The sequence below is a fragment of the Polynucleobacter sp. VK25 genome (genome assembly GCF_018687355.1).
Lineage (GTDB): Bacteria > Pseudomonadota > Gammaproteobacteria > Burkholderiales > Burkholderiaceae > Polynucleobacter.
In genome coordinates, this window is record NZ_CP061288.1 from 1,765,944 (window position 1) to 1,791,344 (window position 25,401).

Here is a 25,401-nt window from a genome sequence, read left to right on the forward strand (position 1 = left end):
AAAGCACTTTGTGTGAACCAAGACTTGAATCCCCATCCTTAATATACTGTTAGCTATGAGATTAAATAAGGTATTGATATGACCCCCAAGCTGTATAGCTTTTGGCGTAGCTCTGCCGCATTTCGTGTGCGTATTGCCCTGAATCTCAAGGGCATGGATTACGAAGTTATTCCAGTACACCTCAGCAAGGGTGGCGGCGAACAAATGGGAGAGACTTTCAGCAGCAAAAACCCGAATCGCTTGGTTCCCTTATTTGAAGATGGCGAAAAGAGTATTCATCAATCCTTAGCAATCATTGAATATCTAGAAGAAACTCATCCGGAGCCAGCGCTCTTACCAAGTTCAGCAATCGATCGAGCATGGGTCCGCGCCGTAGCAATGGATATTGCCAGCGATATCCACCCAATCAATAATTTACGTGTACTGCGCTACCTCATTAAAAAAATGGGTGTCAGTAACGAGGCTAAAGATGAGTGGTATCAGCACTGGATCAAAGTAGGGCTCGAGAGTTTAGAAAAGCAATTGAGTATTGATCCTCGCGTTGGAAGATTTGCCTATGGCGATCAACCAGGGCTTATTGATATTTGTTTAGTCCCCCAGCTATTTAATGCTCTAAGCGCAAAAGTAGATATGAATCCCTACCCCACCCTCATGCGAATTTTTCATGAGTGTATGCAATTACCTGCCTTTATTGATGCCTCTTGGGAAAAGCAAATCGATGCGGAGGGATTAAACCCCGTTACTCCACCACAGAAATAATGAGAGCGTAAGCAATGAGCTCACTGTCGTAATTAAGACCACCCTAGAAATCACGCTGCCATCAGCTTTGTAATACTGAGCCAACATAAACGGCCCAGTACCCGTAGGGAGTGCACTCAAAATCACGATTGCATTTATCCATAAATCAGGCAAACCTAAAATGGGGCCAGCAATGATCCAGGCAATGAATGGCTGCAGAATAAGCTTTGCCAAACTGATACCCCAGGCCTGAGCTGGAGCGGCAGTACTTTTTTGTATCAGAAATAAACCGATTGATACCAGAGCACAAGGAGTCGATGCAGCAGCTAAGAATGCAATCACCTGGGCAATCGGATCATACAAAGTAAGACCACTAGCAGCCCACGCCAAGCCAGCTACTGGAGCAATTAACAATGGGTTAGTGCAAAGCGATTTGATAACGCTCCACACAATCTCATGGGACTTCTTGTGCGACAAAATGCCGATTTCAATAAGTACGGTCGCCAAGGCAAACATCACAAACACAATAAACGTAGAAATAATCGCAGGCGCTAAACCATCTTGACCAAGGGCAAGCGCGCACAAAGGAATACCCATGTACCCAGTATTCGAATAAGACGCACTAAGGCCATCAAAGCTAGCTGCCGCTAAATCTCGATTGCGCATCCAACTAATGAGAAGCACTACAACGAACACCATGAGGCAGCTGAGAAAAAACGCAGTGATAAAACCAGGTTGCCAAAGTGTTTGCCAACCACTATTAGCTGCAAAATTAAAGAGTTGTGCGGGTAATGCCATCCAAACTACGAAGCGATTGAGCTCAACCGAAGCGTTTATGCCTAGCTTGCCAGAGCGTCCGCCAACATACCCAATCAGGATGAGTAAAAAAACGGGAAGAACAACATTAAATACGTAGAGCAAAATATTTAACGGGCGTAAGTGTAGGGATTAAGAAATTTTCTTCAGCGTCTTGATATAACGCTGTGCATTTTTGACATAGCGTCCGGCGATATCGTGGATGCCCGCAATTTGCTCTGAGGTAAGCTCTTTTACTGCTTTAGCAGGCGTCCCCAAAATCATGGAGCCATCTGGGAATTCTTTTCCTTCAGTTACGAGCGCGCCGGCACCAACCAAGCAATTTTTCCCAATCTTGGCGCCATTCAAAATGACCGCACCAATACCAATAAGACTGCCGTCCCCAATATGACAACCGTGCAACATCACCTGATGACCAACAGTGACGTTCTTACCAATGATGAGAGGGTAACCTGGGTCGGTATGCAGAACAGAGGCGTCCTGCACATTACTACCCGCCCCAATTTGAATGAGATCGTTATCACCACGGACAACTACCTTGGGCCAAACGCTCGCATCTTGATGGAGTTCTACTTTACCGATCACTTCTGCGCTCTCGGCAACCCAAGCACCCTCAGCTAATTGCGGGGTGTTTCCGTCTAGTTCAAATATAGCCATGACTCATTATAGGTATGAATCAGGCTACAGTTGAATCACTATGCACTAAAAGTGAATTACCAGTTTGGCTCGCGATCAGGGGTTGAAGAAATACGATGCACACTTAAATCCGCACCTTCGTATTCTTCTTCTTGCGACATCCGAAGACCCAAGATTGCTTTCAGGGTGCCATAGACAACAATCCCGCCGATTAGTGCAATGCCAACGCCCAAGGCACTGCCAATGAGTTGACCAATAAAAGTCACGCCACCAATTCCACCAAGTGCCTTAGTTCCAAAGATGCCTGCGGCCAATCCACCCCAGAGACCACATAACCCATGCAAAGGCCAAACGCCGAGAACATCATCAATCTTCCAGCGGTTTTGGACCAAGGTGAACATATAAACAAATAAAGCGCCGGCAACTAAACCAACAAACAATGCTCCTAAAGGATGCATTAGGTCCGAGCCCGCACACACTGCAACCAAACCAGCAAGTGGACCGTTGTAAGTAAAGCCAGGATCATTACGACCAACCACCCAAGCAGCTAATGTTCCACCAACCATTGCCATCAGTGAGTTCATCGCAACTAAGCCACTGATCTTGTCAATCGTTTGTGCACTCATCACATTGAAGCCAAACCAACCTACCGCCAAGATCCAAGCCCCCAAAGCCAAGAAAGGAATGCTTGATGGTGGATGAGCAGAGATTTGGCCCTCTTTGGTGTAACGACCACGACGTGCGCCTAGCAGAATGACTGCAGGCAAGGCAATCCAGCCACCTACCGCATGCACAACAACTGACCCTGCAAAATCATGAAATTCTTCGCCAGTGAAACCTTTGATCCACGCTTGAATGCCGTAGTGCTGATTCCACGCAATACCCTCGAAGAAGGGATACACAAAGCCTACCAATACAAAAGTAGCAATTAACTGTGGATTAAATTTAGCGCGCTCTGCAATGCCACCCGAAATAATGGCCGGAATAGCAGCAGCAAAAGTGAGTAGGAAGAAAAACTTCACTAACTCATAGCCATTTTTCTCAGCCAATAACTCTGCGCCAGAGAAAAAGTTCACGCCATAAGCAATGCTGTAACCAATAAAGAAATACGCAATAGTTGAGACCGCAAAGTCCACCAAGATTTTTACTAATGCATTGACTTGGTTTTTCTTGCGAACCGTTCCCAATTCCAAGAACGCAAAGCCCGCATGCATAGCAAGAACCATAATGGCGCCGAGCAAGATAAATAAAGCATCACTACCTGACTTCAAAGTTTCCATGAATTTTCCCCTCTTATTTTTTGCATCATTATGGGGAATATAAAAACCCATATAAGTGCAATATGCACTTATTTAGTGCATTAATAGGGCTTATTTATGGTTTATCATCGTTTTTACATACACCTAAGGGAGAACCCATGAAAAAAATACTCGCTGCATTGGCTGCTTTGGCTGCATTTTCTGGCCTGGCTCAAGCACAAGAAACTATCAAAGTATTGAGCACTCAAGAACTCGTTAATGTTTGCAAACTCCCTGCAAGCCCAGAATCACGTAGTTTTTGCATTGGCTTTACCACCTCCGTATACGACACCTATTTAGCAACCCGCCACCCACAACGTGCGAAGCCATTTATTTGTGTGAAGCAACCAGCTCCAGCGCGCGATGAAGTCATTAGTGATTTCGTGAAATTTGCGCAAAGCAACTCACAAATTGCCGACAAACCAGCTGCAGGTGTTTTCTTGGGCTTCTTAGCATCACGCTTTCCTTGCGCCAGAAAATAATTTAGCAACTTAGCCAAACGAATAAACATTTAAAGGATCAGTTGAGATGAAAAAAATTATCGCAATTACCGCAGCAACTTTAGCAATCGCTGGTTGCTCAAATATGAGCAACACTGAGCAACGCACACTTTCAGGCGCAAGCATAGGCGCAGCTGCTGGCGCTGTTGGAACAGCAATCTTCCACGGCAACCCTATTTGGGGAGCGGTTGGTGGTGCAGCAGTTGGCGCAGCATCAGGTTATGTCTATGATGCTTACAAGAAAAATGAAGCTTCTAATTACAACTCTGGCTATAACGCCGGAAAAAATAATCAGCCAGCCCAAGCTCCAAACTAAGCTTTGCCGCTAGGTCTACTAAGACCTTAGTACAGCAACACCAAACCCAGCTCGTATTAATTTACCAGCTGGGTTTTTATTTGGATCTGGCCAGCCAATGCTTTATGTATTGGGCATTTGTTTGCTATCTCTAGCAGGCGCTCTTTTTCTTCTGCACTCAAATGACCCATCAATTGAATCTCACGAGAGAATGTTTCAACATCATCAACTCTCTCAATATCCACCGTCACCATTGCATTTTCTAGTTTCATTTCTTTGCGGCCTGCGTACATCTTTAAAGTCATTGAGGTACAAGCCGCCAAAGCAGCGCCAAGATACTCGTGAGGACTCGGACCAGTTCCGGAACCCCCTTTAGAAATTTCTGCATCAGCCAGAAAATGTAAATCACCTGCGGTCAATTTCTGCTGAAGTGGGCCTTGGCCAAACTGGGAGACTACTTTTCTCATAAAGATCCTAATAAATTATTTCAATACATTAAATGACAGAATGACTTTAACCGGAATGGGATTTCCCTGCTTTTTCTGCAGTAGGCAACTGCGCTTTCTTCCAGGCGCTAAAGCCACCTTCTAAGTGACAAATATTGGGCACACCCATTCTCTGAAGTGTTTGCGTGGCCAAGGCTGAACGCCAAGCTGAGGCACAGTACAAAACTAGCTTCTTTCCTTCACCAAATATGGGTTTGTAATACGGGCTATCGGGATCAACCCAAAATTCCAGCATTCCCCTTGGGGCATGCAGCGCGTTTGGAATCATGCCTTCTCGCTCTAATTCACGCACGTCACGAATATCCACAAAGACTACATTTGAGTCGACCAATAATTCCCCTGCCTTTTCTAAGGGTAGCGTCTCAATTTCAGCCATCGCATTCTGGATGAGCTCTTGATGCCCAATCTTTAATTTCACCAAAATCTCCTAAATTAACAATGTCAAAATCATCTCACGCACCTGCTACCATTCTGCTATGAACTTTACCCCCACAGAGCTTGTCGCAAGCGTTATTTTTGCAATCGCTGTTTTGCACACCTTTTGCGCAGGATATTTTGAATCTCTCGCCAAAAAGTCACCACGACATGCTGGCTTATGGCATCTTCTTGGCGAAGTGGAAATTGTTTTTGGCTTTTGGGCGGCCGTCCTAGTTATTTTTATTTCTTTTTACGATGACTTGAGCTCTGCCAAAGACTTTTTAAATGGACGCAATTACACGGAACCACTCTTTGTCTTCGCCATCATGATTGTGGCTGGTACAAAGCCTGTTCTTTATTTTTCTACCCAAATTTTGCATGTACTCGCCAATGTTCTGCAAAATGTATTCCGCATCCGAAGCGCCCCCGCCTTATATTTTTTAACCCTCGGGGCCACGCCACTGTTAGGCTCTTTAATTACCGAGCCTGCAGCGATGACCCTGGCTGCTTTTTTATTGCGCGATCTTGTCTATCGTCATCAATGCTCTAAAGCGTTATTGTTTGGAACACTCGGTGTTTTGTTTGTCAATATTTCAATCGGTGGCACGCTCACTAACTTTGCAGCTCCTCCTGTACTCATGGTGGCCTCCACCTGGGGATGGAGTTCAGCATTTATGTTTAGCAACTTTGGCGTAGAGTCTTGTATTGCGATTTTTATTAATGCTCTCGCAGCAACATTACTATTTCATCGTCAACTCATTGAGCCTAATGACAATAAAAAAGAGGTAAAGATTCCATTGGCAGTGATCTTGATGCATCTGCTGTTCCTGTTTGGAGTCGTTTTCTTCGCACATGATCCAATTATTTTTATGTGGATCCTGCTGTTCTTTATTGGTTACACCACGGCCTACCCCAAACATCAAAGTCCTCTGATTCTGAAAGAGGCGCTCTTGGTAGGATTCTTCTTGGGTGGCTTAGTCGTATTGGGCGCATTACAGGGCTGGTGGCTACAACCAATTCTCGAAATGATGAGTCCTACAGTAGTCTTTTATGGCAGCCTTGTTCTAACTGCCTTTACTGACAATGCCGCTCTTACTTATTTAGGGTCATTGGTAACTGGCACTTCTCCAGAATTCAAGCTAGCTTTAGTAGGTGGCGCGGTTGCGGGTGGTGGACTAACAGTGATCGCCAATGCGCCTAACCCTGCAGGTATTGCAATCTTACGCGGCCACTTTCCAGGGCATACGGTTTCAGCCCTATATTTACTCGTTGCCGCTATTCCACCCACTATTGTGGCAATTCTGGCTTATCGACTTCTCTAAGCCCTCTTTAGTGCTTAGGCAGTAAAATCTGAGCTTCGCCCCCAGCTATAAACCTGAGAACGGCATATGAAAAAGCTCTATATCAAAACCTTCGGCTGTCAAATGAACGAGTACGACTCGGGAAAAATGGCAGACCTCCTCCATGCCGATGAAGGCATGGTCATGACAGATCGGCCTGAAGACGCCGATGTTGTTCTTCTCAATACCTGCTCTATCCGCGAAAAAGCAGAAGACAAAGTTTTTTCAGATTTAGGTCGCCTACGCGAGCTAAAGAAAAAAAATCCCGACTTACTCATCGGGGTTGGTGGATGCGTAGCCAGTCAAGAAGGCCAACAGATTGTTAGTCGCGCGCCTTATGTTGATGTTGTATTTGGGCCTCAAACACTTCATCGCTTATCCGACCTTATTGCAGAGCGACGTAAAACTGGCATTTCACAGGTGGATATCTCTTTTCCAGAGATTGAAAAGTTTGATCACTTGCCTGCTTCACGCCAAACCCGCGGCTCAGCTTACGTTTCCATCATGGAAGGCTGCTCTAAATATTGCAGCTATTGTGTTGTTCCTTACACGCGCGGTGAAGAGGTCTCAAGACCATTCGATGATGTGCTCACCGAAGTAGCTGGACTTGCTAGCAAAGGCGTTAAAGAAATTGTTCTGCTTGGTCAAAACGTCAATGCTTATGTGGGCAAGATGGGTGATACCGAAGAGATTGCTGACTTTGCTCTTCTCATTGAGTACATCGCAGAAATTCCTGGTGTTGAGCGCATTCGCTTTACTACTAGCCACCCTAAAGAATTCACGCAACGCCTCATTGATGTCTATGCCAAAGTGCCGAAGCTTGTGAGTCATCTACACCTGCCGGTCCAGCATGGATCAGATGTCATGCTCTCTGCAATGAAGCGCGGCTATACGGCATTAGAGTTCAAAAGCATTATTCGCAAAATGCGTGCTGTTCGTCCCGACCTAACTCTATCGAGCGACTTCATTGTGGGCTTCCCCGGTGAAACTGAAGCCGACTTTGAGAAGCTACTCAAGATGGTGAAAGAACTCAATTTTGATAATAGCTTTTGCTTTATCTTTAGTCCGCGCCCCGGTACCCCAGCAGCCAATCTCAGTGATGACACGCCCTATGAAGTCAAGCTTAAGCGCTTGCAAACACTATTAGCATTGGTTGAAGGGCAAGCGAATGAAATTAGCCAAAAAATGTTGGGCAATACTGAAAGAGTGCTGATTGAAGGTCTAGCAAAAGATGGTGTTAATTTGCAAGGTCGCGCTGAAAATAATCGCGTCATTCACTTCACGGCACCAGATCAAAATATTGAGGATCTCATTGGTCAGATGGTTGATATTCGCATCACTGAAGTTCTTAACTACACCCTTAGAGGCGAATTAGTGGAAGCTCATGTCTACTAAAGTGAAAGTAAGTTCGCCTAAGCTGGTAATTGATCTGCAATATGCCAGCCCCGCAATTGAGGCTAGTATTAATAAAGCCGCTGCTTCTGCAGCGCTAAAAAAATGGGTGAAGAATGCTACACCCCTTAGCGGCTTAGTTACCTTGCGTTTTGTTAATGCCGCAGAAGGTAAAAAGTTGAACTTTGCTTATCGTCAAAAAGATTACGCTACCAATGTTTTAACTTTTGCTTATGCGCTTTCAAAAAACACTTTAGCAACGGATATTATTTTTTGTCTGCCGGTGCTTCAAAAGGAAGCTAAAGAACAAAACAAATCACTGAAAGCCCATTTGGCCCACTTAGTTGTGCATGGCTGTCTTCATGCACAAGGCCATGACCATGAAGTCAGCCGTGATGCCAAAAAAATGGAGTCCCTGGAAATCGAAATTCTAGAAAAATTAGGCTTTACTAACCCCTATTCCTAATTTGTCTTATTTCTACGCTATTCTTGCTATATGCCTGACCCCAACAAATCCCTTTTAGATCGTTTAGCTGATTTTTTAACGCCTCAGCCAACGGAACCTAGTCAACGTCGTCAAGAACTCATTGAGACGCTTCGTGAGGCACAAACCGAGGGATTGATAGACGCTGACGCGCTCTCAATGATTGAGGGAGTTTTTCAAGTAGGCCAGCTGTGTGCTCGCGACATCTTAGTGCCCCGCGCCCAAATTGACTGGATCGATATTGGCCATCCTCTTTCTGAAATCATTCAGAATGTAATCGATGCAGCACACTCACGCTTTCCAGTGTTTGAGGGCAGCAAAGATAATGTCATCGGTATTTTGTTGGCCAAAGATTTATTACGCCATGCCACAGAAAAAGATTTTCAAGTCAGAGATTGGTTGCGTCCCGCAGTATTTATTCCGGAATCTAAACGTCTCAGCGTCTTATTGAGAGACTTTAAAGACAATCGCAATCACTTGGCCATAGTCGTGGATGAATATAGCGGCGTAGCAGGAATTATTACGATCGAAGATGTGCTTGAACAAATCGTTGGTGATATTGAGGACGAGCATGATGTTGATGAAGAAGCTGATAATCTGATTGCCTTAGATAATGGTGATATTCGCGTCAAGGGCATTACTGAACTTGAGCAATTCAATGAAACGCTTGGCACGCATTTTGAGGTTGAGGATATCGAAACCGTTGCAGGCCTGGTAATTCAGCATTTAGGCCGCGTCCCCAAGATGGGTGAGCTTATTGAAATTGACGGAATTGAATTCGAAGTGCAACGAGCGGATCCTAGGCAAATTCATATTTTGCTTGCGCGACAAAACAATAAAAAATCTGACTGAGATTCACATTGTTTGATCGGCGCCCTTCTCAAACCCGCATGAGTATCAAAATCTTTCCAGTCCTAGCTTTATTTTTGTTGGGTGCAATTCTTGCAGCAACAGCTGAGCTTCCCTTTGGCGGCTGGATTCAAATTCCTCTTTTAAGCATTCTCTGGTGGCGTCTTGATCCTCAGACTCCTGCTTCATTTAAAAAACAATTTGCCTTAGGCCTCTCATTCGGAATCGGCTATTTTGTTATCGGCCTGTGGTGGCTTTACATCAGCCTGCACGATGTTGGCGGTATGAATGCAGCACTTGCTTGTATGGGAGTATTTCTACTCTCAGCTTATGTGGCACTCTATTTTTCGTTAGCTACATTAGCAATTCCACTATTTAAAAAGAATCGTTTGTCTGGCTTACTCTTGGCGTCAAGCTGGGTTCTTGCTGAATTTCTACGGGGCTATATCTTTACTGGCTTTCCTTGGATGGGCTTTGCTGAAAACCAATTCAATGGCCCATTTGCGCCAGTAGCGCCTTTCTTTGGTGGCCTGGGATGCACCTTCTTGGCAGTATGGACTTCTTGGGAGATTTACCAACTGCGCAAGCACGTAGTTTCTAGCGCTCTTTTGATTGTGTTGGTGATTGCTACCTCACAGCTTGCTGGTTTATTTACATTCACAAAGCCGACTGGAGAACCTATTAGTGTTCGTCTTATACAAGGCAATTTTGAACAAAGTCTTAAATTTAATCCTCAGGCTATTGGCAAGCAAATTGATTTCTATGCAGGGGAAATTACTAAAGAGCTTGCTAATCTCATCATCATTCCCGAGACCGCCTTTCCATGGCCGCTTCCGCATTTGCCAATCGGCTTATTCGATTACTTACAAAACTTTTCCAATAAAAGTGGTAGCAACATCCTAGTTGGCGTCATTGGCGAAGTACCTGGTGAGACTGGTATGCAGTACTCGAATCGCGCAACAGGGCTTTCCCCAAACACAACTCCTTATCAATACGATAAAGCCCATCTCGTCCCCTTCGGAGAATTTATCCCCCCCGGCTTTCAGTGGTTCGTCAAAGCATTTCATGTACCCATGAGTGACTTTGCTAGAGGAAGATTAGATCAATCGCCCTTTACGATTGCGCGCAAAGATCAGGAAGATATTCATGCGGCCATTACGATTTGTTATGAAGATGTCTTTGGGGGTGAGCTAGCTTCTCGTATTCAACACAGTGATAAGCCAGTCAACCTGCTGATTAACATGACTAATCTTGCCTGGTTTGGCGAATCCCAAGCATCTACTCAGCAACTCCGCCTTTCACAACTGCGCTCACTAGAAACTGGACTTCCTGCCTTACGTGCGACCAATACAGGGATTACTGCAGTTCTTGGGCCCGATGGCAAAGTGCTCAAATCGCTCCCAGAATTTACTCAAGCCACACTGAGCACACAGGTTCAGGCCTATTCCGGCAAAACGCCATATGTAATTTGGGGCAATGTACCAATTTTGGGTCTTTCTTGCCTGCTACTGCTCTGGGGCTTGATTCGTCACAGACGTTTTTAAGCATTTTTTAACTCTAGACTGCTCTAGCCATGTAAAATCAACGGCTTAGCCAGGTTAATCATGCTTACTTTTCAGCAAATCATTCTCAAACTACAAGATTATTGGGACCAACAAGGTTGTGCCCTATTGCAACCTATCGACCTCGAGGTTGGTGCCGGTACATCTCATACCGCAACCTTCCTGCGCGCCATTGGTCCTGAGCCGTGGAAGGCAGCCTACGTGCAGCCATCCCGCCGACCAAAAGATGGTCGCTATGGTGAGAACCCAAATCGTTTGCAGCACTACTACCAATATCAAGTAGTTCTCAAACCAGCCCCAGAAAATATTCTCGATCTCTATCTTGGCTCTCTTGCAGCCTTAGGTTTAGACCTCAAAGAAAATGATGTTCGCTTTGTAGAGGATGACTGGGAAAATCCAACACTTGGTGCTTGGGGTCTGGGCTGGGAAGTTTGGCTTAACGGCATGGAAGTGACACAGTTCACCTACTTCCAACAAGTTGGTGGCTTAGATTGCAAACCCGTCCTTGGCGAGATCACATACGGTATCGAACGTTTGGCAATGTATATCCAAAACTGTTCAAACGTATATGACTTAGTTTGGGCTGATGGTATTTCTTATGGTGATGTGTATCACCAAAATGAAGTGGAACAATCTTGCTATAACTTCGAGCACTCTAATGCCGATCTACTCTTTGCTAACTTCACGAACTATGAAAGTGAAGCCAAGCGCTTGATGGAGGTCCCATTAGCGCTACCTGCCTATGAAATGGTTCTGAAAGCTGCCCACACATTTAACTTGTTGGATGCGCGTGGCGCCATCTCAGTAACTGAGCGTGCAGCCTATATCGGCCGCATTCGCAACCTTTCTCGCGCGGTTGCTCAAGCCTACTTTGAGTCTAGAGAAAAACTGGGCTTCCCAATGTGTCAACGTCAAGCTAAAGCTCAGGCTTAAGCGCATCGAGATTTCCGCATTCTATCTATGAGCACATCCAATTCAAAACCTCAATCTGCGACTTTATTGATTGAGGTCTTTACCGAAGAGCTACCACCTAAATCATTGCGTCGTTTGGGCGATGCATTTAACGAAGGTATCTTTGCGGCACTTAAATCAGCAGGTCTCGCAACTGAGTTATCTAATGCAACTGGCTTTGCTACACCGCGCCGTTTAGCCGTTCAAGTAACTGGTGTACTTGATCTAGCGCCAGACTTTCCAGTGCGGGAAAAATTACTGCCCACCAGTATTGCATTTGATGCTGAAGGTAAAGCGACTCCACCACTACTCAAAAAATTAAGCGCCCTTGGGTATGCAGATGTGGATCTTGCCACTCTAGAAAAAGCGGGCGAAGGTAAAAATGAAGCTTTGTATCTCAATGTCATCGCCAAAGGCGCTGCACTTGAGCAAACTGCACAATCCGCGCTTGAGCAAACACTGAGTAAGTTGCCGATTGCAAAAATGATGCACTATCAAGTGCTGCAGAAGAATGGCCAACTAGCCGATGTGCAATTTGCCCGCCCTGCTCACCGCATCATTGCCCTTCATGGCAATACGACTTTAAATATCAGCGCTCTAGGCGTTGATGCAGCCAATCAAACTGAAGGTCATCGTTTCCTGGCTCCGGGTAATGTCACGATTAATAGTGCCGATCAATACGATTCAGACTTGCAATCTCAGGCAAAGATTATTCCCAGCTTTAATCAACGTCGCGCAAAAATTGAAACTGCCCTATTAAAGGCGGCAGGCGACGATTTAGTTCTGATGCCCGAAAGCCTTCTAGATGAAGTAACGGCCCTAGTTGAGTGGCCCGCTATTTATGAGTGTCATTTTGATGAAGAGTTCTTGGAAGTACCGCAAGAGTGCTTAATTCTGACAATGCAGACTAATCAAAAATACTTTGCGCTAACCGATAAGCAAGGCAAGTTACGGAATCGCTTTTTGATTGTTTCCAATATCGAAACTAACAAACCGAATGCCATCATTTCCGGTAACGAGCGCGTTGTCCGCCCACGCCTATCGGATGCTCGCTTCTTTTTCCAGCAAGATCAGAAACGTCCATTAGCTTCCCGCGTGGCTGATTTAGGTAAGGTGGTTTATCACAACCAACTAGGCAACCAATTAGATCGCATGAAGCGCGTTCAAGGACTAGCCCTTGGGATTGCCAAGAAATTGGGTGCCGATGAAAAGCTCGCTGCACGTGCTGCAGAAATTGCTAAAACAGACTTGTTAACTGACATGGTTGGTGAGTTTCCAGAGCTACAAGGAATTATGGGGCGCTACTACGCTACCCATGATGGTGAGAATCCAGATGTTGCCAGCGCATGCAGCGAACACTATATGCCGAGATTTGCAGGCGATGCGCTGCCGCAAACTCAAACTGGCACGATCTTGGCCATTGCTGACAAACTAGAAACACTGGTTGGCATCTGGGGAGTTGGCCTTGCCCCTACTGGTGATAAAGACCCATATGCATTACGTCGTCACGCACTAGGTATCTGCCGCTTGCTCTTAGAAAAAAATCTTTCACTCAATTTGCCTGAACTAATTGAGTTAGCTCGTGCTCAATTTCCACAAGTCGATGTTCAAGAGAAGGCAAAGGCTACTGATATCTACGCCTTCATCATTGATCGCCTGCGCGCCTATTTGCGCGATCAATCGGTTGCGGGAAAAGCTTTTACTAGCGCAGAGATTGATGCCGTTCTCAGTCAGGATCCAGGGCAAATTAACGATTTAATTGAGCGCTTAACTGCATTACGTGAATTTAATGCTCTCGCTGAAGCTGCCCAACTCGCAGCCGCTAATAAGCGTATTAGCAATATCTTGAAGAAAACGACTACTGCTATTCCTGCAGCTTGTTCGGCATCATTGCTGCAAATTCCAGCAGAGGCTTCACTCCATAAAGCTTTAGAGGCGATCACGCCCGCACTCAATACGGCCTATGAAAGACGTCAATTTGTTGAACTCTTGAAAGCGCTTGTCGCCTTGAGCGGGCCAATTGATCAATTCTTTGCAGATGTGATGGTGATGGACCCTAATCCCGAGCTACGCGATAACCGCTTAGCTCTTCTGCAACAACTTCACCAGAAAATGAATCTCGTTGCCGATCTCGGCAAATTAGCATGAGCACTAGCTCCTCTAAATTAATTATTCTTGATCGCGATGGCGTGATCAATGAAGATAGCGATGATTATGTGAAGTCAGTAGATGAATGGATTCCACTGCCAGGAAGCCTAGAAGCCATTGCCCTGCTAAACCAAGCTGGCTACCAAATTGCTATCGCTACCAATCAATCTGGCCTCTCAAGGGGTTTCTTCACGATTGGCGATTTGCATGCAATGCATAACAAGATGGATGCTTTACTAAAACCCCTAGGTGGTCGTATCGATAGTATTTTCTTTTGCCCTCATCAAGATTCACATCAATGTGATTGCCGCAAGCCTGCACCCGGCATGATGAAGGAAATTGCGTTACGTTATAAAAAGATAGGTAGCACTCAGCCACTAACAGGCGTTCCTATAGTGGGTGACTCTTTACGTGACCTCGAGGCTGGAGTGGTCTTGGGTGCTGCGCCGCATTTAGTCCTTACCGGCAAGGGAGAAAAGACACTTGCAAAAGGCAAACTCCCAGAGGGAACACAAATTCATGCTGATCTTTTGGCATTTGCAAACGCCCTTTTAGAAAATAAGGCCTAGACCAATCTTGAAAATGATTCGATCCATTCTCTTTGCCTTATTTTTGGTGATATTCACGCCAATCTGGTCGGTGTTGTGCATGATCGCCTTCCCATTTTTGAGCCCAGAAAACCGCTATACCTTTATTGGACTCTGGAACAAAATTGTTATTGCTCTACTGAAGCCGCTGTGTGGAATTCATTATGAAATCCGCGGCATGGAAAACATGCAGGCGGTACTCAATGAACGCGTCATCATCCTCAGCAAACATCAATCCGCTTACGAAACAATTGCCTATATCGCATTACTGCCAAAACAACTTTGCTTCGTCTTTAAGCGTGAGTTACTCTGGATTCCATTCTTTGGTTGGGCGCTAGCCTTGCTAAAAATGATTCACATCAATCGTTCCAATAAGCAGACCGCAGCTCACTCCGTAGCAACTCAAGGTCGTAAACGCTTGAGCGAAGGCAAGTGGATCATGCTCTTTCCGGAAGGCACCAGAACGCCTATTGGCTCCAACAAACCCTATCGCAAGGGCGGCGCTCGCTTGGCAAGTGCCACAGATGCCTTAGTGATTCCAATTGCGCACAACGCTGGTCGCTGCTGGCCAAAGAATAGCTTTATCAAGCAACCTGGCACTGTCATTTTCTCCATTGGGCCCGCCATTAGCTCAACCAATAAGTCAGCAGAAGAGCTGCAAAGAGAAGTAGAAGGCTGGATTGAGGCTGAAATGCGGGTGATTGATCCTAGCGCTTATAAATAATTTTTATAGGGCAAGAACTTTAGCCCACTCAATATAGCGATCAACAGAAATGTCTTGAGCTCTTGCCTTAAGTTCCACCTCAGTCAAATTTAATCTATCGGCAAATGCACTCAAGTTAGTCCGCAACATTTTTCTTCTTTGGGAAAAGGCTGCAGCAACCACTTTCTCTAAAGAGTTCCACTGCGCAGAAGATAACGCAAAGTCTCTTCTCGGAATCATTCGTACAACAGCAGAATTGACTTTAGGTTGTGGATCAAATGCTTCCGGCGGAACCTCCAATACCAGCTCCATGTCATAACGGGCCTGGAGCATGACTGATAGCCGACTAAAGTCAGAGCCTCCCGCTTTCGCAACCATCCGCTCCACTACCTCGGCTTGCAACATAAATACCTGCTCATCAATATAACTCGCGGCCGCTACCAAATGAAACAGTAGTGGGGAGGAGATGTTGTATGGCAGATTGCCTACTACCTTGCATAAACCCTGCTTGGTAGCGCGATTCTGTGCCCATGCCAAGAAATCGAACTTGAGAGCATCGCCCTCAATTACCGTAAGACCTTTGAGATTTTTCTCGTTCCAAAAAGCCACCAAATCACGATCAATCTCCAGAAGATCTAATTGATCTAAATTGCTAAGCAGGGGAAGTGTTAATGCACCAAGACCAGGTCCGATCTCAATAACGTGCATATCTGCACTGGGATTAATGAGTGCAACAATTGAATAAATAATCCCGTTATCTTGCAGAAAGTTTTGACCAAATCGTTTACGAGCGCGGTGCATGAATTAGTTTTGTTTTCTTTGATTTACGGCTAGTTGATAGGCTAAACGTAAAGCCTCAAGCATGCTACCTGAGTCTGCAATCCCTTTGCCGGCGATATCTAAGGCCGTTCCATGATCTACCGATGTACGAATGATGGGTAGCCCCAGAGTGACATTCACTCCATTGCCAAAAGTTACAAATTTAAATGGCGCCAAACCTTGATCGTGATACATCGCAATGAAAGCATCTACTTGTGCAACAGCTTCGGGGTCAAACATCGTATCACCTGGATAAGGACCGGAGACATGGATTCCCATCTTCTGTGCAGCTTCAATTGCAGGTGAAATGATTTCGATTTCTTCGCGCCCCAAGTAACCCGACTCTCCTGCATGAGGGTTTAAACCCGCCATCCGAATAAGGGGCTCAGCAATTCCGAATTTCTTTTGCAAATCCTGGTTAACGATTTGAATTGTTTCCAATATGAGATCAAAACTCAGTGCTTGCGGAATCTGTTTTAAAGGAAGATGGGTTGTGACTAGGGCAACTCTTAAATCTCTTGCTGCCTTGAGCCCTAAAAAACCACTTGGCAATGATGCGCACAACATCATCACCACATGAGAAATATTGCAGCGCTGTGCTAGATACTCTGTGTGCCCTGTAAATTGAGTGCCAGCGTCATTAATAACGCTTTTCTGCAGAGGTGCAGTCACCATGGCATCAAAGTGCCCTTGCAGGCATCCATCGATGGCTTGATCCAGCATATTGACAACATACTGAGAATTACTCGAATTGAGTACTCCAGAAACCACAGGAGCCCCAAGCGCAATTGACTGTACTTGCAGTCGACTAGAAAGTTCTGGACTTAGATTGGGTAATGCTAATAATTGAACATCGCCCAATAATGTGATTTGAGCATCAGCATGCTCACGCAAAAACTCAAGCGATGCGGCTAAAGAAACTTCTGGGCCAATACCAGCAGGTTCGCCGGTACTTACAACGAGCTTAACGAGGTGGGCTGCTTGCTGGATCATCTGAGTTCAGAATTTTTACTGTTGCGTTATCACGTAGCTCGCGCATCCATTCTTGATATGCTTGTTCAAACTTTCTCTCACGGATAGCCGCACGCGCAAATTGACGTTGCTTCTCAACAGTAAGCTGACCTTCACGACGCTCAAGCACCTGAATCAAATGCCAACCAAATTCTGTTTTAACTGGGCTACTAACCTCACCAATTTGTAAACGATTCATGGCTTGTTCGAACTCTGGAACCAAATCTCCAGGCCCCATCCAGCCCAACTCACCGCCATTGGGGGCTGAACCATCTTCAGAATACTTTTTTGCAAGCTCAGAAAAGTCTGCGGTCTTAGTGCGGATTTGATCACGAAATCCTTGCAAACGTCTCTCGGCATCTTGATCAGTCAAGCCTGCACGACTTCTTAGCAAAATATGACGAGCGAGAGTTTGAGTAATAGGAATATTTTGTGGGGTGGTGGATCCAGCATCCGGTGCCGCAGCTTGCTGCTGGGGAGCGCTTGCGCCTGCCGCACGACGATCCAAAACCTTCAGAACATGGTATCCAGCGGGACTCTTCACTACCGCATTAGCAGTCTGACCACTACCAGTATTACGGATAGCTTCATAAAATAATTGCGGTAAACGATCAGGAGTTCTGTACCCTAACTCTTGAAATTTAATCTTTGGATTTTCTTTTGCCGCCATCGCACCAAGCTGCAAGAAATCAACATCTCCACGCGCATCGCGCAATAAAGCATCTGCCTTCTTCTTGGCCTCAGCTTGAGTGCCCGCTCCAGCACCGGCATCAACCGGAATAAAGATTTGAGCTACATCAATCTCCTCTAACTCGCCTTTGGCTGCCGGGGTTGATCTTGGGGCGCCACCTGATGCCATAGCTCGCGTACGTTCAGCAATGAAGTTATCTATCTCAGCATCTGAGATTTTGAGCTTACCCTCAACTTCTCGTTCTCGATAGCGAGTAACAATGATATCGTCACGCAACATCTCTCTATAGCGCTCAAATGTGCTTCCTGTTGCAATGACTTTAGCTTTGAATTCTGCATAACTTGACTTGTTTTTAGCAGCAATGTCTTCAATAATTTTATCTAGCTCTTTATTGGTAACCTTTACTCCTTCTTGCGCGGCATTTTGCAGTTGAATTTTTTCTAAAATCAGTCTTTCTAAAATTGCCTTACGTAATGTGACATCATCAGGCAACTTTGCACCCTGCTTTTTCAGCGCTGCAATTCGATCATCAATTTCCTTGCGCGTTACAAAACCTGTATTAACTACTGCTACGACACCATCAATATTACGAATCTTATCTTCCGCAATGGCATTTGTCTTTGCCGTATCTTGAGCAAATGCGATATTCGCAAACAATCCAAGGCCAAGAAAAATGGCAAACATACTAATTTTTCTAAAACGATTCATACAAAGCATTATTGATAGTTCTCGTATGTTGAAGGTGGTATAGGCTTAGAGGTAGGCATATATCCAGGGACATTTAACTTCATGATATCAACTGGATTGCTACCAGCGCTACCAAAGCCCCTAAATTCGACCTGAAAGAGCACCTGGGTGGTAGTTATTTGAGAGGTATTGAGGACTTGAGAATACGCCCCGCGGAAAGTCCAGCAATCCCTACTCCATTCCAATGCAACCAAGGTATTTAAGGTCTTGGTAGTTAAGGCGTCGTATCCCCAGCGACCTAAAACAGATACTTCCCGGGTGATAGGCCATTGTCCAGAAATATTGTATTGATCCGTAGTGGTAGATGAGGGCACGAACGGCTGATTATTTTGCACAGAAGCTTGAACTGGTGGCGACCAAACATTGCGGTAGCCGAAATTTAAACTTCTACCTTGCGTTGGGCGCCAACTGCCACCAACAGTGGTTTGCACAAAGCGATTGAGTTGGGTGTTGTATTGACCGAATACATCCGCACTGAAATTACCGAGCAAGCGAACCGAACCCGAACCCAAGGTATCGGAATAAGTGGTGGGGCTGGCAATCGTACCGTTCAAGCCAACTCGCTGCCCAGTAAACTGCTGCTTTTGAGCAACTGTCACGTTAGCACGTTCTGCTCCAGTATTGGCTTCGATCATGCGGCTTGTTAAACCAAGAGTGGCGGCATTGTTATCAGCAATCCGGTCATTACCAATGAAGGTGTTCTCACTAAAGATTTGAGAAACACCAAAGCCTGCATCCGCAGTATCAAATAAAGGTGTTTGTGATTGATTTTTATATGGAGTGTAAACATAGAAAGCACGTGGCTCCATAGTTAACAACATATCTCGACCATAGAAACCTTTGAGCTCAGCAGCATCTCTTTCAAACGCTAATCCAGAATCTAAACTAAAGGTTGGAATAGTGAAGCCTTGTGCAATTGGCGCTCCACCTGTTGCGAATGGCGTGGCGTTATACGTGTTTGACTGAAAGCTCACCTTAGGAGTGATGTAATAACCAGGAGTAACTTGCGGCAGAGCCATGGCACCTTTAATCACTGTTCTATCCGCTTGGCTATAAACACCCGGAGCAGTGGCCGCTAAGTTACCAGCAATGTTGTAAGAGAATCTCGTGTAATCAGCAGAAAAAGTTGTTGCTGGGCCAGTAGGCAAGGTAACGTACTTTCCGCTGGTATCAGCGACTGCTGGAGTAAGACGGTTGTTATATGCGGCAGTAATATTTGGCAATACGTTGTAAGGCGCCTGAACGATATTGGTTGGATCGGGTTGCAAAGTTTGAAACGTTAATGCTCTTGCAGATACCGCCCAGTTACTCAAGCTTCCGGTCAAACCTTTAGTGGTTCCTACTTCTTGACGGAACTGACTTGTAATAGCTCCCGCAATACTCTGTGAGAAATCTGTTGGATATAAATTATCCGAAACACGAGCCATGTTTGCGTAGCCTGACCAAGATCCTGGCATTGGAATGCCGCCAGGACCTACACCTCCGCTAAATACCTGACGCTGCTGCCAGTCATAGCGCCAACGATCGGTACCCGTCTTATTGTCGTGCGCTAAATAATCTCCAGCCAAAGTGCCGCTGTATTTACTCTCTAGATAACGGTAGTTTGCACCTATCTGCACACCACGCTCACTCATGTAACGCGGAAGAATCAGCAAATCCCTGTTGGGTGCGATATTGACGTAATAAGGCTGCGTCATATCAAAACCGTTATTAGAGTTATAGCCAATAACGGGAGCCAAAACACCCGAACGTCGTTGATTGGAAGTTGGTGCAGTGAAATAAGGAACGTAAGCAATGGGCACATCGAAGAAGCGCATCACACCATGCGTACCAACCATCTCCTTTTGCTCATTATCAATTTCTAAGGTACTAGCTGAAAAATACCAATCCATATTTTGCGGTGTACATGTGGTGTAGGTCGCTTTATCGAAAACAAAAATATCCGTGTTCTCAATAGTGAGTTTTTTTGCAGTTCCATTTCCGCGTGTATCGCGAAATTCATAACTAGGCGTTTCCATTTCACCTTCACGCGCATCAACTTTGAAAGTTCCCTTCGGCCCTTTGAAAGTTGTATTACCTTTACTCAACTCAGCGTTACCTACGAGGTCAGCGATATCAGTATCGGGATCATAAATAATCTCATCGGCTTTAATAACGCCACCATTGCGACGAATTTGTGCGCGACCCTTTAGCTTCATCTTGCGATCAACTACGCCATCAATAGAATCACTTGATGTAAAGGTCAATGCCTCTCCATCATTGATGGGCTTACCAACCCGCAGCTGATCATCTAACTTTAAAATAGTGACATTACCGCGATCAGGCAATAAAACGGTATTCGATCCAGCCTGGGTATTTGCAGGTAAAGGTGCGGGTGCTTGAGCCCATCCGCAGAGGGCAAACTGAAGCAATGCCACCCCCATGATGACGCGCAGGGTTACATGCAAAAAAAGAGGGGCGCAAAGGCCGGCGCGACGGCGATAATGACTCATAGATCCAGACCCGCCTTATTATACGAATCGACCATGACTGACTCACGCTTAAACACCCTTCGCAACTGGCTAAAAGCCCTAGAAGCTAGCTGGCAATTAGATCTCGACTCTTTGGTGCCAGCCTCGGCTGATGCCAGCTTTCGGCGGTATTTCCGAATTGTCTCCAAAAACCCCAATTTTGGGACTTTTATCGTAATGGATGCCCCTCCCCAACATGAGCCTTTGGATGCCTTTATTAAGGTCGATTTATTGCTCGCTGAAGCGGGTTTGAACGTGCCAAAAATCCTCGAGCAGAATCTTGCGGAAGGCTTCTTGCTACTAAACGATTTAGGAACAAAAACCTACCTAGCCGAACTGAATCATGAAACGGCGGACCATCTCTATAAAGATGCAACGCATGCGCTAGTGTTGATGCAATTGGCAAGCAAGCCTGATGTATTACCAAACTATGACGAAACACTTTTACAGCGGGAGTTGGATTTATTTCCTGAGTGGTATTTAAAGAAACATCTCAACATTGAACTCAACGAGCAACAAACAGAGCAGCTCAAAAAGTCGTTTGAGCTCATCATTGAAAATAACCTAGCGCAGGCTAAAGTCTATGTTCATCGTGATTACCATTCACGTAATTTAATGTTGACAGAAAAAAATAATCCTGGAGTCATCGACTTTCAGGATGCAGTTTATGGACCCATTACTTATGATGCTGCTTCATTGTGGCGCGATGCTTATATTGCATGGCCAGAAGAGCGCATCATTGATTGGGTGATTAAATTTTGGGAGGAAGGTCGTAAGGCTGGACTGCCAATGCCCAATGATTTTGGACAGTTCTATCGTGATTTTGAATGGATGGGATTGCAGCGACATCTTAAGGTTCTTGGCATCTTCGCTAGACTCTTTCATCGCGACGGTAAAGATGGCTACCTCAAAGATATTCCACTGGTTCTGGAGTATGCGATTGCCTGCGCAAATCGTTACATTGAACTAAAACCCTTGGCCCGCATTCTTGAGTCCACTCGCATCAATAAAGCGTAATCAATCATGATGAGCAAGAGCAATCTCATTCCTTGTTTTTTGCTTGCTGCTGGCAGAGGTGAGCGCATGCGCCCTCTTACAGACACCCTACCTAAACCCTTGCTCAGTATTCAGAATAAATCTTTGCTGGTATGGCATTTAGAAGCGCTGGCAAAAGCAAATATTCAAGAGGTTGTGATTAATCACGCCTGGTTAGGCGAAAAAATTGAGGCAGCTATAGGGAATGGAAAGCAATTTGGCCTTCACATTCAGTACTCCCCTGAAGGAAAAGCCCTAGAAACTGCTGGTGGAATTTGTAAGGCACTGCCTATCATTGCGCCTGAAGACTATTTCCTAGTGATCAATGGCGATGTCTTTAGTCCAGATTTGCCCATTGACCGGTTATTAGAAGCTGCATCCAAAATGCGCATGGACCCCAGTAAGCCTTTGGCCCACTTATTGATGGTCCCAAACCCAACACAGCACCCTGAGGGTGATTTTTACCTCCAGAGCTCAATGATCGCCAATACAGGGTCCGCTGGCACTGAAAAACTGACCTTCTCAGGAATTGGGATTTATCACAAAGACCTATTTAAAGACCTTGAATTTGGAGCTCCTGCTAAGTTGGCGCCTTTACTAAGAACTGCCATGGAGCAAAAGAAAGTGTCTGGTGAAAAATATCTCGGTCCGTGGCACGATGTAGGTACACCACAACGCTTACAAGAGCTTAATGCAGCATATGAATAAAACGGAAATTTATCAGCTTCGCAGAAATCAATTAGCCAAGCAAATATTTGCTAAGACTGGCGGAGGTATCGCTGTTGTTTCTACTGCGCCTGAACTTGCTCGCAACCGTGATAGTGAATTTCCTTATCGCCACGATAGTGACTTCTACTATTTAACAGGTTTTGAAGAGCCAGGTGCCACGCTAGTAATGAAGGTTTCAGGCGATGGAAAAAGCTATCAACTTAAATCCCACTTATTTTGCAGACCTAAAGATCCTGAGCGGGAAATCTGGGATGGTATTCGTCTTGGTCCGGAGGCTGCGCCAGAATCTTTGGGTATTGAATATGCGCACAGCAATCATGAATTAGACGAAAAGTTAGGTACTTTATTAGCCGATCAAGATTCTGTCTATGTCCGCCTAGCAGAAAGCGCTGAAGCCGATAGACGCTTGCGTCACTGGATGAAACAAGTACGAGCTCAAGCGCGCTCTGGAATAAACCCACCGTCTGAGTTTCATGATGTTGAAGCATTAATTCATGAAATGCGTTTATTTAAAGATGTCCATGAAATTGACATCATGCGGCGTGCCGCTGCCATCTCTGCCCGTGCGCATGTCCGCGCCATGCAAATCTGTAAACCAGGTATGCATGAATATCAACTCGAGGCTGAATTGCTACATGAGTTTCGCAACAGTGGTGCGCAAAGTGTGGCATACAACAGCATTGTTGCTGGTGGTGCAAATTCCTGCATTCTTCACTACCGTGCAGGCGCAACTGAATTACGCAGTGGTGAGCTTTGCCTGATTGATGCCGGTTGTGAGCTAGATGGGTATGCATCTGATATCACGAGAACTTTTCCAGTGAATGGCAAATTTCATGGGGCACAACGCGCTCTATATGACATTACTTTGGCGGCACAAGAAGCCGCAATTGCGATGACAAAACCGGGCAATACTTTTATGCAACCCCATGAGGCAGCATTAAAAGTACTTACCCAGGGCTTGCTAGATGAAAAGCTATTAAAGCTGACAGAGCTGGGTTCACTCGATAACGCCATTGAAACTGGCGCTTATCGTCGCTTTTATATGCACCGCACCTCACATTGGTTGGGAATGGATGTGCATGACGTAGGTTCTTATCGTGAAGTTAGTCATGATTCATCTAGTGAAGATAGGCCATGGCGCATATTGAAGAGCGGCATGGTGATTACGGTTGAACCTGGCCTCTATGTCAGGCCGGCAGAGGATGTCGATGAGAAATTTTGGAATATCGGTATTCGCATTGAGGATGATGCAGTTCTCAATGATTCCGGATGTGAGTTGATTTCTCGTGGCGTCCCTGTCAAGGCTGATGAGATTGAAGCCCTCATGAAGAACGCCTAAAGATATTCCAATAAAAATGAGCTCATCTAGTTGCGATATTTTGATTCAGGGTGGCGGTCCTGTTGGACTGGCTTGCGCCGCATGGACCTTGCAAAAATTTCCTGATGCAAAAATCACCTTACTGGATCGTAACTCTGTTAATGATGAAGATTTAGTAAGCGCTGATAGTAGGGGCATTGCTCTCTCACACGGCAGCAAACTATTACTCGATACGATTAACGCCTGGCCAAAAGAATCGGCCCAAATTCATCGCGTACACGTTTCCCAAGCAGGCCGCTTTGGCCGAGCACTAATGACGCGTGAAGAGCTCAAGCAAGATGCACTGGGCCATATCATTCGCTATCGCGATATTCACATCACACTGCGCCAAGCCCTACGAGCAATTCAGGCGAAAAGCCCTAACTTTGTATGGGAGCATATACATAAGGATGCCCAAGAAAGTCAGCCCAATGCGAAATGTATTGTGCATGCCGAGGGTGGCTTATTTAAGACCCAAGAGTGGGTTGAGTCTGGACGCGATTATGGTCAGTCAGCCCTGGTAGGCTTGGTTGAGGTTGAAAATGCAGAGCCTCATCAAGCTTGGGAACGCTTTACTGCTGAAGGTCCCTTAGCAGTTTTACCAAGCCACTATGGCTCTAATATTTTGAATCTGGTTTGGTGCGGCTCTCCAGAGTCTTCACAACATCGCTTACAACTGAGTGATGCAGACTTCTTAAGTGAATTACAACAAGAATTTGGTTCACGCATTGGGCGCTTTCTGAAAATTCAAGATCGTCGGTTGTATGAATTAGGCTTGAACTATCGCAAAGAGATTACTAAAGACAATGAAGTTTGGATTGGTAACGCCGCCCAAACTTTGCACCCAGTAGCGGGCCAAGGTTTAAATCTAGGATTACGAGATGCCTTCTTACTATCTGAGAAGTTGGTTGAGGTATTTTCTGGATCCGCAGAACAACAATCTCCAGCAGATGTGCAAAATGTACTGCAGAGTTATGCCCGAAGTCGCAAAGCTGATAGAACTACTACCATTGGTCTTACCGACTTCATGGCTAGAGTATTTACCTCTAATCTAGCTCCAATTGTGATGGCTCGTGGATTGGCTTTATCGGCCCTACAGTGGCTTCCACCAGTCAAAACAGCCTTAGCTCGCCAGATGATGTTTGGTAGGCGCTAAAGGGCTTAGATAGCCCCCAAAATAGAAGCCTTCACCATTTGATCTGAAACAAGCAATTTGCCTATTTTTTAGGCAAATTTGGGGCTGAATGTGCTAAAGTGTCATGCTTTCCGCCCAAGCCCCC

25 protein-coding genes are annotated in these 25,401 nt (G+C 45.5%); 16 read left to right on the forward strand and 9 right to left on the reverse strand.

Annotation, left to right across the window (positions count from 1 at the left end):
* Positions 1 to 78 precede the first annotated feature (78 nt).
* Positions 79 to 759, forward strand: a complete 681-nt coding sequence (maiA, locus tag AOC21_RS08860; protein ID WP_215391624.1) for a maleylacetoacetate isomerase — start codon at positions 79 to 81, stop codon at positions 757 to 759.
* Here the strand turns inward: maiA and AOC21_RS08865 are convergent.
* Genes AOC21_RS08865 through AOC21_RS08875 form a run of 3 tightly spaced genes read right to left on the reverse strand, consistent with a single transcriptional unit; the run spans position 730 to position 3,470 of the window.
* Positions 730 to 1,659 carry an AEC family transporter gene (locus AOC21_RS08865; RefSeq protein ID WP_215391625.1) on the reverse strand — a complete coding sequence of 310 codons (930 nt, stop codon included), beginning with the start codon at positions 1,657 to 1,659 and terminating at the stop codon, positions 730 to 732. The two genes, maiA and AOC21_RS08865, sit on opposite strands and share 30 nt — an antisense overlap.
* A 27-nt stretch (positions 1,660 to 1,686) precedes the next feature.
* Positions 1,687 to 2,211 carry a gamma carbonic anhydrase family protein gene (locus AOC21_RS08870; protein ID WP_215391626.1) on the reverse strand — a complete coding sequence of 175 codons (525 nt, stop codon included), beginning with the start codon at positions 2,209 to 2,211 and terminating at the stop codon, positions 1,687 to 1,689.
* A 56-nt stretch (positions 2,212 to 2,267) separates the two neighbouring features.
* A complete protein-coding gene (locus tag AOC21_RS08875; RefSeq protein WP_215391627.1) occupies positions 2,268 to 3,470 on the reverse strand; it encodes an ammonium transporter in 1,203 nt (400 codons plus the stop codon).
* Between the two features lie 137 nt (positions 3,471 to 3,607).
* Between AOC21_RS08875 and AOC21_RS08880 the strand changes: the two genes are divergently transcribed.
* Together AOC21_RS08880 and AOC21_RS08885 are read left to right on the forward strand one after the other, a co-directional pair.
* Positions 3,608 to 3,970, forward strand: a complete 363-nt coding sequence (locus AOC21_RS08880) for a Rap1a/Tai family immunity protein (RefSeq protein ID WP_215391628.1) — start codon at positions 3,608 to 3,610, stop codon at positions 3,968 to 3,970.
* Positions 3,971 to 4,016: 46 nt separating this feature from the next.
* Positions 4,017 to 4,304: a glycine zipper domain-containing protein gene (locus AOC21_RS08885; protein ID WP_215391629.1), complete on the forward strand. Its 288-nt coding sequence runs from the start codon at positions 4,017 to 4,019 to the stop codon at positions 4,302 to 4,304.
* Positions 4,305 to 4,360: 56 nt separating this feature from the next.
* On the opposite strand, the gene AOC21_RS08890 is transcribed toward AOC21_RS08885, so the two are convergent.
* Both AOC21_RS08890 and AOC21_RS08895 read right to left on the reverse strand, forming a co-directional pair.
* Complete coding sequence (locus AOC21_RS08890) at positions 4,361 to 4,750, reverse strand: OsmC family protein (RefSeq protein ID WP_215391630.1); 390 nt, start codon at positions 4,748 to 4,750, stop codon at positions 4,361 to 4,363.
* A 46-nt stretch (positions 4,751 to 4,796) separates the two neighbouring features.
* A complete protein-coding gene (locus AOC21_RS08895; protein WP_215391631.1) occupies positions 4,797 to 5,207 on the reverse strand; it encodes a rhodanese-like domain-containing protein in 411 nt (136 codons plus the stop codon).
* Positions 5,208 to 5,265: 58 nt separating this feature from the next.
* Between AOC21_RS08895 and AOC21_RS08900 the strand changes: the two genes are divergently transcribed.
* From AOC21_RS08900 to AOC21_RS08940, 9 genes are all read left to right on the forward strand, one after another.
* Positions 5,266 to 6,528 carry a putative Na+/H+ antiporter gene (locus tag AOC21_RS08900; RefSeq protein ID WP_215391632.1) on the forward strand — a complete coding sequence of 421 codons (1,263 nt, stop codon included), beginning with the start codon at positions 5,266 to 5,268 and terminating at the stop codon, positions 6,526 to 6,528.
* A 66-nt stretch (positions 6,529 to 6,594) separates the two neighbouring features.
* Positions 6,595 to 7,941, forward strand: coding sequence for a tRNA (N6-isopentenyl adenosine(37)-C2)-methylthiotransferase MiaB (miaB, locus tag AOC21_RS08905; protein WP_215391633.1), 1,347 nt, complete (start codon positions 6,595 to 6,597; stop codon positions 7,939 to 7,941).
* Entirely contained in the window at positions 7,931 to 8,404 is a 474-nt protein-coding gene (gene ybeY / locus AOC21_RS08910) for an rRNA maturation RNase YbeY (RefSeq protein WP_215391634.1), read from the forward strand. Before miaB ends, ybeY begins: the two co-directional genes overlap by 11 nt.
* 30 nt (positions 8,405 to 8,434) lie before the next feature.
* Positions 8,435 to 9,274: an HlyC/CorC family transporter gene (locus AOC21_RS08915; protein WP_215391635.1), complete on the forward strand. Its 840-nt coding sequence runs from the start codon at positions 8,435 to 8,437 to the stop codon at positions 9,272 to 9,274.
* Positions 9,275 to 9,312: 38 nt separating this feature from the next.
* On the forward strand, positions 9,313 to 10,815 hold the full coding sequence (lnt, locus tag AOC21_RS08920; protein ID WP_215391636.1) for an apolipoprotein N-acyltransferase: 1,503 nt from the start codon (positions 9,313 to 9,315) through the stop codon (positions 10,813 to 10,815).
* 60 nt (positions 10,816 to 10,875) lie between these two features.
* Positions 10,876 to 11,766 (forward strand): glycine--tRNA ligase subunit alpha, encoded by an 891-nt coding sequence (gene glyQ / locus AOC21_RS08925; protein ID WP_215391637.1) that lies wholly within the window; start codon positions 10,876 to 10,878, stop codon positions 11,764 to 11,766.
* Between the two features lie 27 nt (positions 11,767 to 11,793).
* The gene (gene glyS, locus AOC21_RS08930; protein ID WP_215391638.1) at positions 11,794 to 13,932 is read left to right on the forward strand and encodes a glycine--tRNA ligase subunit beta; all 2,139 of its coding nucleotides are present in this window, start codon (positions 11,794 to 11,796) and stop codon (positions 13,930 to 13,932) included.
* Complete coding sequence (gene gmhB, locus AOC21_RS08935) at positions 13,929 to 14,501, forward strand: D-glycero-beta-D-manno-heptose 1,7-bisphosphate 7-phosphatase (RefSeq protein ID WP_215391639.1); 573 nt, start codon at positions 13,929 to 13,931, stop codon at positions 14,499 to 14,501. Before glyS ends, gmhB begins: the two co-directional genes overlap by 4 nt.
* Positions 14,502 to 14,508: 7 nt before the next feature.
* A complete protein-coding gene (locus AOC21_RS08940; protein ID WP_215391640.1) occupies positions 14,509 to 15,243 on the forward strand; it encodes a 1-acyl-sn-glycerol-3-phosphate acyltransferase in 735 nt (244 codons plus the stop codon).
* Positions 15,244 to 15,246: 3 nt separating this feature from the next.
* Here AOC21_RS08940 and rsmA read toward each other — a convergent pair whose 3' ends face one another.
* The 4 genes from rsmA to AOC21_RS08960 are packed head-to-tail and all read right to left on the reverse strand — an operon-like array spanning position 15,247 to position 20,982.
* On the reverse strand, positions 15,247 to 16,023 hold the full coding sequence (rsmA, locus tag AOC21_RS08945; protein ID WP_215391641.1) for a 16S rRNA (adenine(1518)-N(6)/adenine(1519)-N(6))-dimethyltransferase RsmA: 777 nt from the start codon (positions 16,021 to 16,023) through the stop codon (positions 15,247 to 15,249).
* A gap of 3 nt (positions 16,024 to 16,026) precedes the next feature.
* A complete protein-coding gene (gene pdxA, locus AOC21_RS08950) occupies positions 16,027 to 17,034 on the reverse strand; it encodes a 4-hydroxythreonine-4-phosphate dehydrogenase PdxA (RefSeq protein WP_215391642.1) in 1,008 nt (335 codons plus the stop codon).
* Positions 17,006 to 18,427: a peptidylprolyl isomerase gene (locus tag AOC21_RS08955; protein WP_251371498.1), complete on the reverse strand. Its 1,422-nt coding sequence runs from the start codon at positions 18,425 to 18,427 to the stop codon at positions 17,006 to 17,008. Before AOC21_RS08955 ends, pdxA begins: the two co-directional genes overlap by 29 nt.
* Positions 18,428 to 18,459: 32 nt before the next feature.
* Positions 18,460 to 20,982, reverse strand: a complete 2,523-nt coding sequence (locus tag AOC21_RS08960) for an LPS-assembly protein LptD (RefSeq protein WP_215391644.1) — start codon at positions 20,980 to 20,982, stop codon at positions 18,460 to 18,462.
* Between the two features lie 33 nt (positions 20,983 to 21,015).
* Between AOC21_RS08960 and AOC21_RS08965 the strand changes: the two genes are divergently transcribed.
* The 4 genes from AOC21_RS08965 to AOC21_RS08980 are packed head-to-tail and all read left to right on the forward strand — an operon-like array spanning position 21,016 to position 25,277.
* Entirely contained in the window at positions 21,016 to 22,017 is a 1,002-nt protein-coding gene (locus AOC21_RS08965) for an aminoglycoside phosphotransferase family protein (protein WP_215391645.1), read from the forward strand.
* A 9-nt stretch (positions 22,018 to 22,026) separates the two neighbouring features.
* Positions 22,027 to 22,743, forward strand: coding sequence for an N-acetylmuramate alpha-1-phosphate uridylyltransferase MurU (gene murU / locus AOC21_RS08970; protein ID WP_215392803.1), 717 nt, complete (start codon positions 22,027 to 22,029; stop codon positions 22,741 to 22,743).
* Positions 22,736 to 24,103: a Xaa-Pro aminopeptidase gene (gene pepP / locus AOC21_RS08975; protein ID WP_215391646.1), complete on the forward strand. Its 1,368-nt coding sequence runs from the start codon at positions 22,736 to 22,738 to the stop codon at positions 24,101 to 24,103. Before murU ends, pepP begins: the two co-directional genes overlap by 8 nt.
* Before the next feature lie 16 nt (positions 24,104 to 24,119).
* Entirely contained in the window at positions 24,120 to 25,277 is a 1,158-nt protein-coding gene (locus AOC21_RS08980) for an FAD-dependent monooxygenase (protein WP_215391647.1), read from the forward strand.
* The last annotated feature ends 124 nt before the right edge of the window (positions 25,278 to 25,401 follow it).

What these genes read in the sequence shown, in the direction of transcription:
- maiA (WP_215391624.1), top strand. Translation starts at nt 79, where the DNA reads ATGACCCCCAAGCTGTATAGCTTTTGGCGTAGCTCTGCCGCATTTCGT.
- AOC21_RS08870 (WP_215391626.1), bottom strand. Translation starts at nt 2,211, where the DNA reads ATGGCTATATTTGAACTAGACGGAAACACCCCGCAATTAGCTGAGGGT.
- AOC21_RS08875 (WP_215391627.1), bottom strand. Translation starts at nt 3,470, where the DNA reads ATGGAAACTTTGAAGTCAGGTAGTGATGCTTTATTTATCTTGCTCGGC.
- AOC21_RS08880 (WP_215391628.1), top strand. Translation starts at nt 3,608, where the DNA reads ATGAAAAAAATACTCGCTGCATTGGCTGCTTTGGCTGCATTTTCTGGC.
- AOC21_RS08885 (WP_215391629.1), top strand. Translation starts at nt 4,017, where the DNA reads ATGAAAAAAATTATCGCAATTACCGCAGCAACTTTAGCAATCGCTGGT.
- AOC21_RS08890 (WP_215391630.1), bottom strand. Translation starts at nt 4,750, where the DNA reads ATGAGAAAAGTAGTCTCCCAGTTTGGCCAAGGCCCACTTCAGCAGAAA.
- AOC21_RS08900 (WP_215391632.1), top strand. Translation starts at nt 5,266, where the DNA reads ATGAACTTTACCCCCACAGAGCTTGTCGCAAGCGTTATTTTTGCAATC.
- miaB (WP_215391633.1), top strand. Translation starts at nt 6,595, where the DNA reads ATGAAAAAGCTCTATATCAAAACCTTCGGCTGTCAAATGAACGAGTAC.
- ybeY (WP_215391634.1), top strand. Translation starts at nt 7,931, where the DNA reads ATGTCTACTAAAGTGAAAGTAAGTTCGCCTAAGCTGGTAATTGATCTG.
- AOC21_RS08915 (WP_215391635.1), top strand. Translation starts at nt 8,435, where the DNA reads ATGCCTGACCCCAACAAATCCCTTTTAGATCGTTTAGCTGATTTTTTA.
- lnt (WP_215391636.1), top strand. Translation starts at nt 9,313, where the DNA reads ATGAGTATCAAAATCTTTCCAGTCCTAGCTTTATTTTTGTTGGGTGCA.
- glyQ (WP_215391637.1), top strand. Translation starts at nt 10,876, where the DNA reads ATGCTTACTTTTCAGCAAATCATTCTCAAACTACAAGATTATTGGGAC.
- glyS (WP_215391638.1), top strand. Translation starts at nt 11,794, where the DNA reads ATGAGCACATCCAATTCAAAACCTCAATCTGCGACTTTATTGATTGAG.
- gmhB (WP_215391639.1), top strand. Translation starts at nt 13,929, where the DNA reads ATGAGCACTAGCTCCTCTAAATTAATTATTCTTGATCGCGATGGCGTG.
- rsmA (WP_215391641.1), bottom strand. Translation starts at nt 16,023, where the DNA reads ATGCACCGCGCTCGTAAACGATTTGGTCAAAACTTTCTGCAAGATAAC.
- pdxA (WP_215391642.1), bottom strand. Translation starts at nt 17,034, where the DNA reads ATGATCCAGCAAGCAGCCCACCTCGTTAAGCTCGTTGTAAGTACCGGC.
- AOC21_RS08955 (WP_251371498.1), bottom strand. Translation starts at nt 18,427, where the DNA reads ATGTTTGCCATTTTTCTTGGCCTTGGATTGTTTGCGAATATCGCATTT.
- AOC21_RS08960 (WP_215391644.1), bottom strand. Translation starts at nt 20,982, where the DNA reads ATGAGTCATTATCGCCGTCGCGCCGGCCTTTGCGCCCCTCTTTTTTTG.
- AOC21_RS08965 (WP_215391645.1), top strand. Translation starts at nt 21,016, where the DNA reads ATGACTGACTCACGCTTAAACACCCTTCGCAACTGGCTAAAAGCCCTA.
- murU (WP_215392803.1), top strand. Translation starts at nt 22,027, where the DNA reads ATGAGCAAGAGCAATCTCATTCCTTGTTTTTTGCTTGCTGCTGGCAGA.
- pepP (WP_215391646.1), top strand. Translation starts at nt 22,736, where the DNA reads ATGAATAAAACGGAAATTTATCAGCTTCGCAGAAATCAATTAGCCAAG.
- AOC21_RS08980 (WP_215391647.1), top strand. Translation starts at nt 24,120, where the DNA reads ATGAGCTCATCTAGTTGCGATATTTTGATTCAGGGTGGCGGTCCTGTT.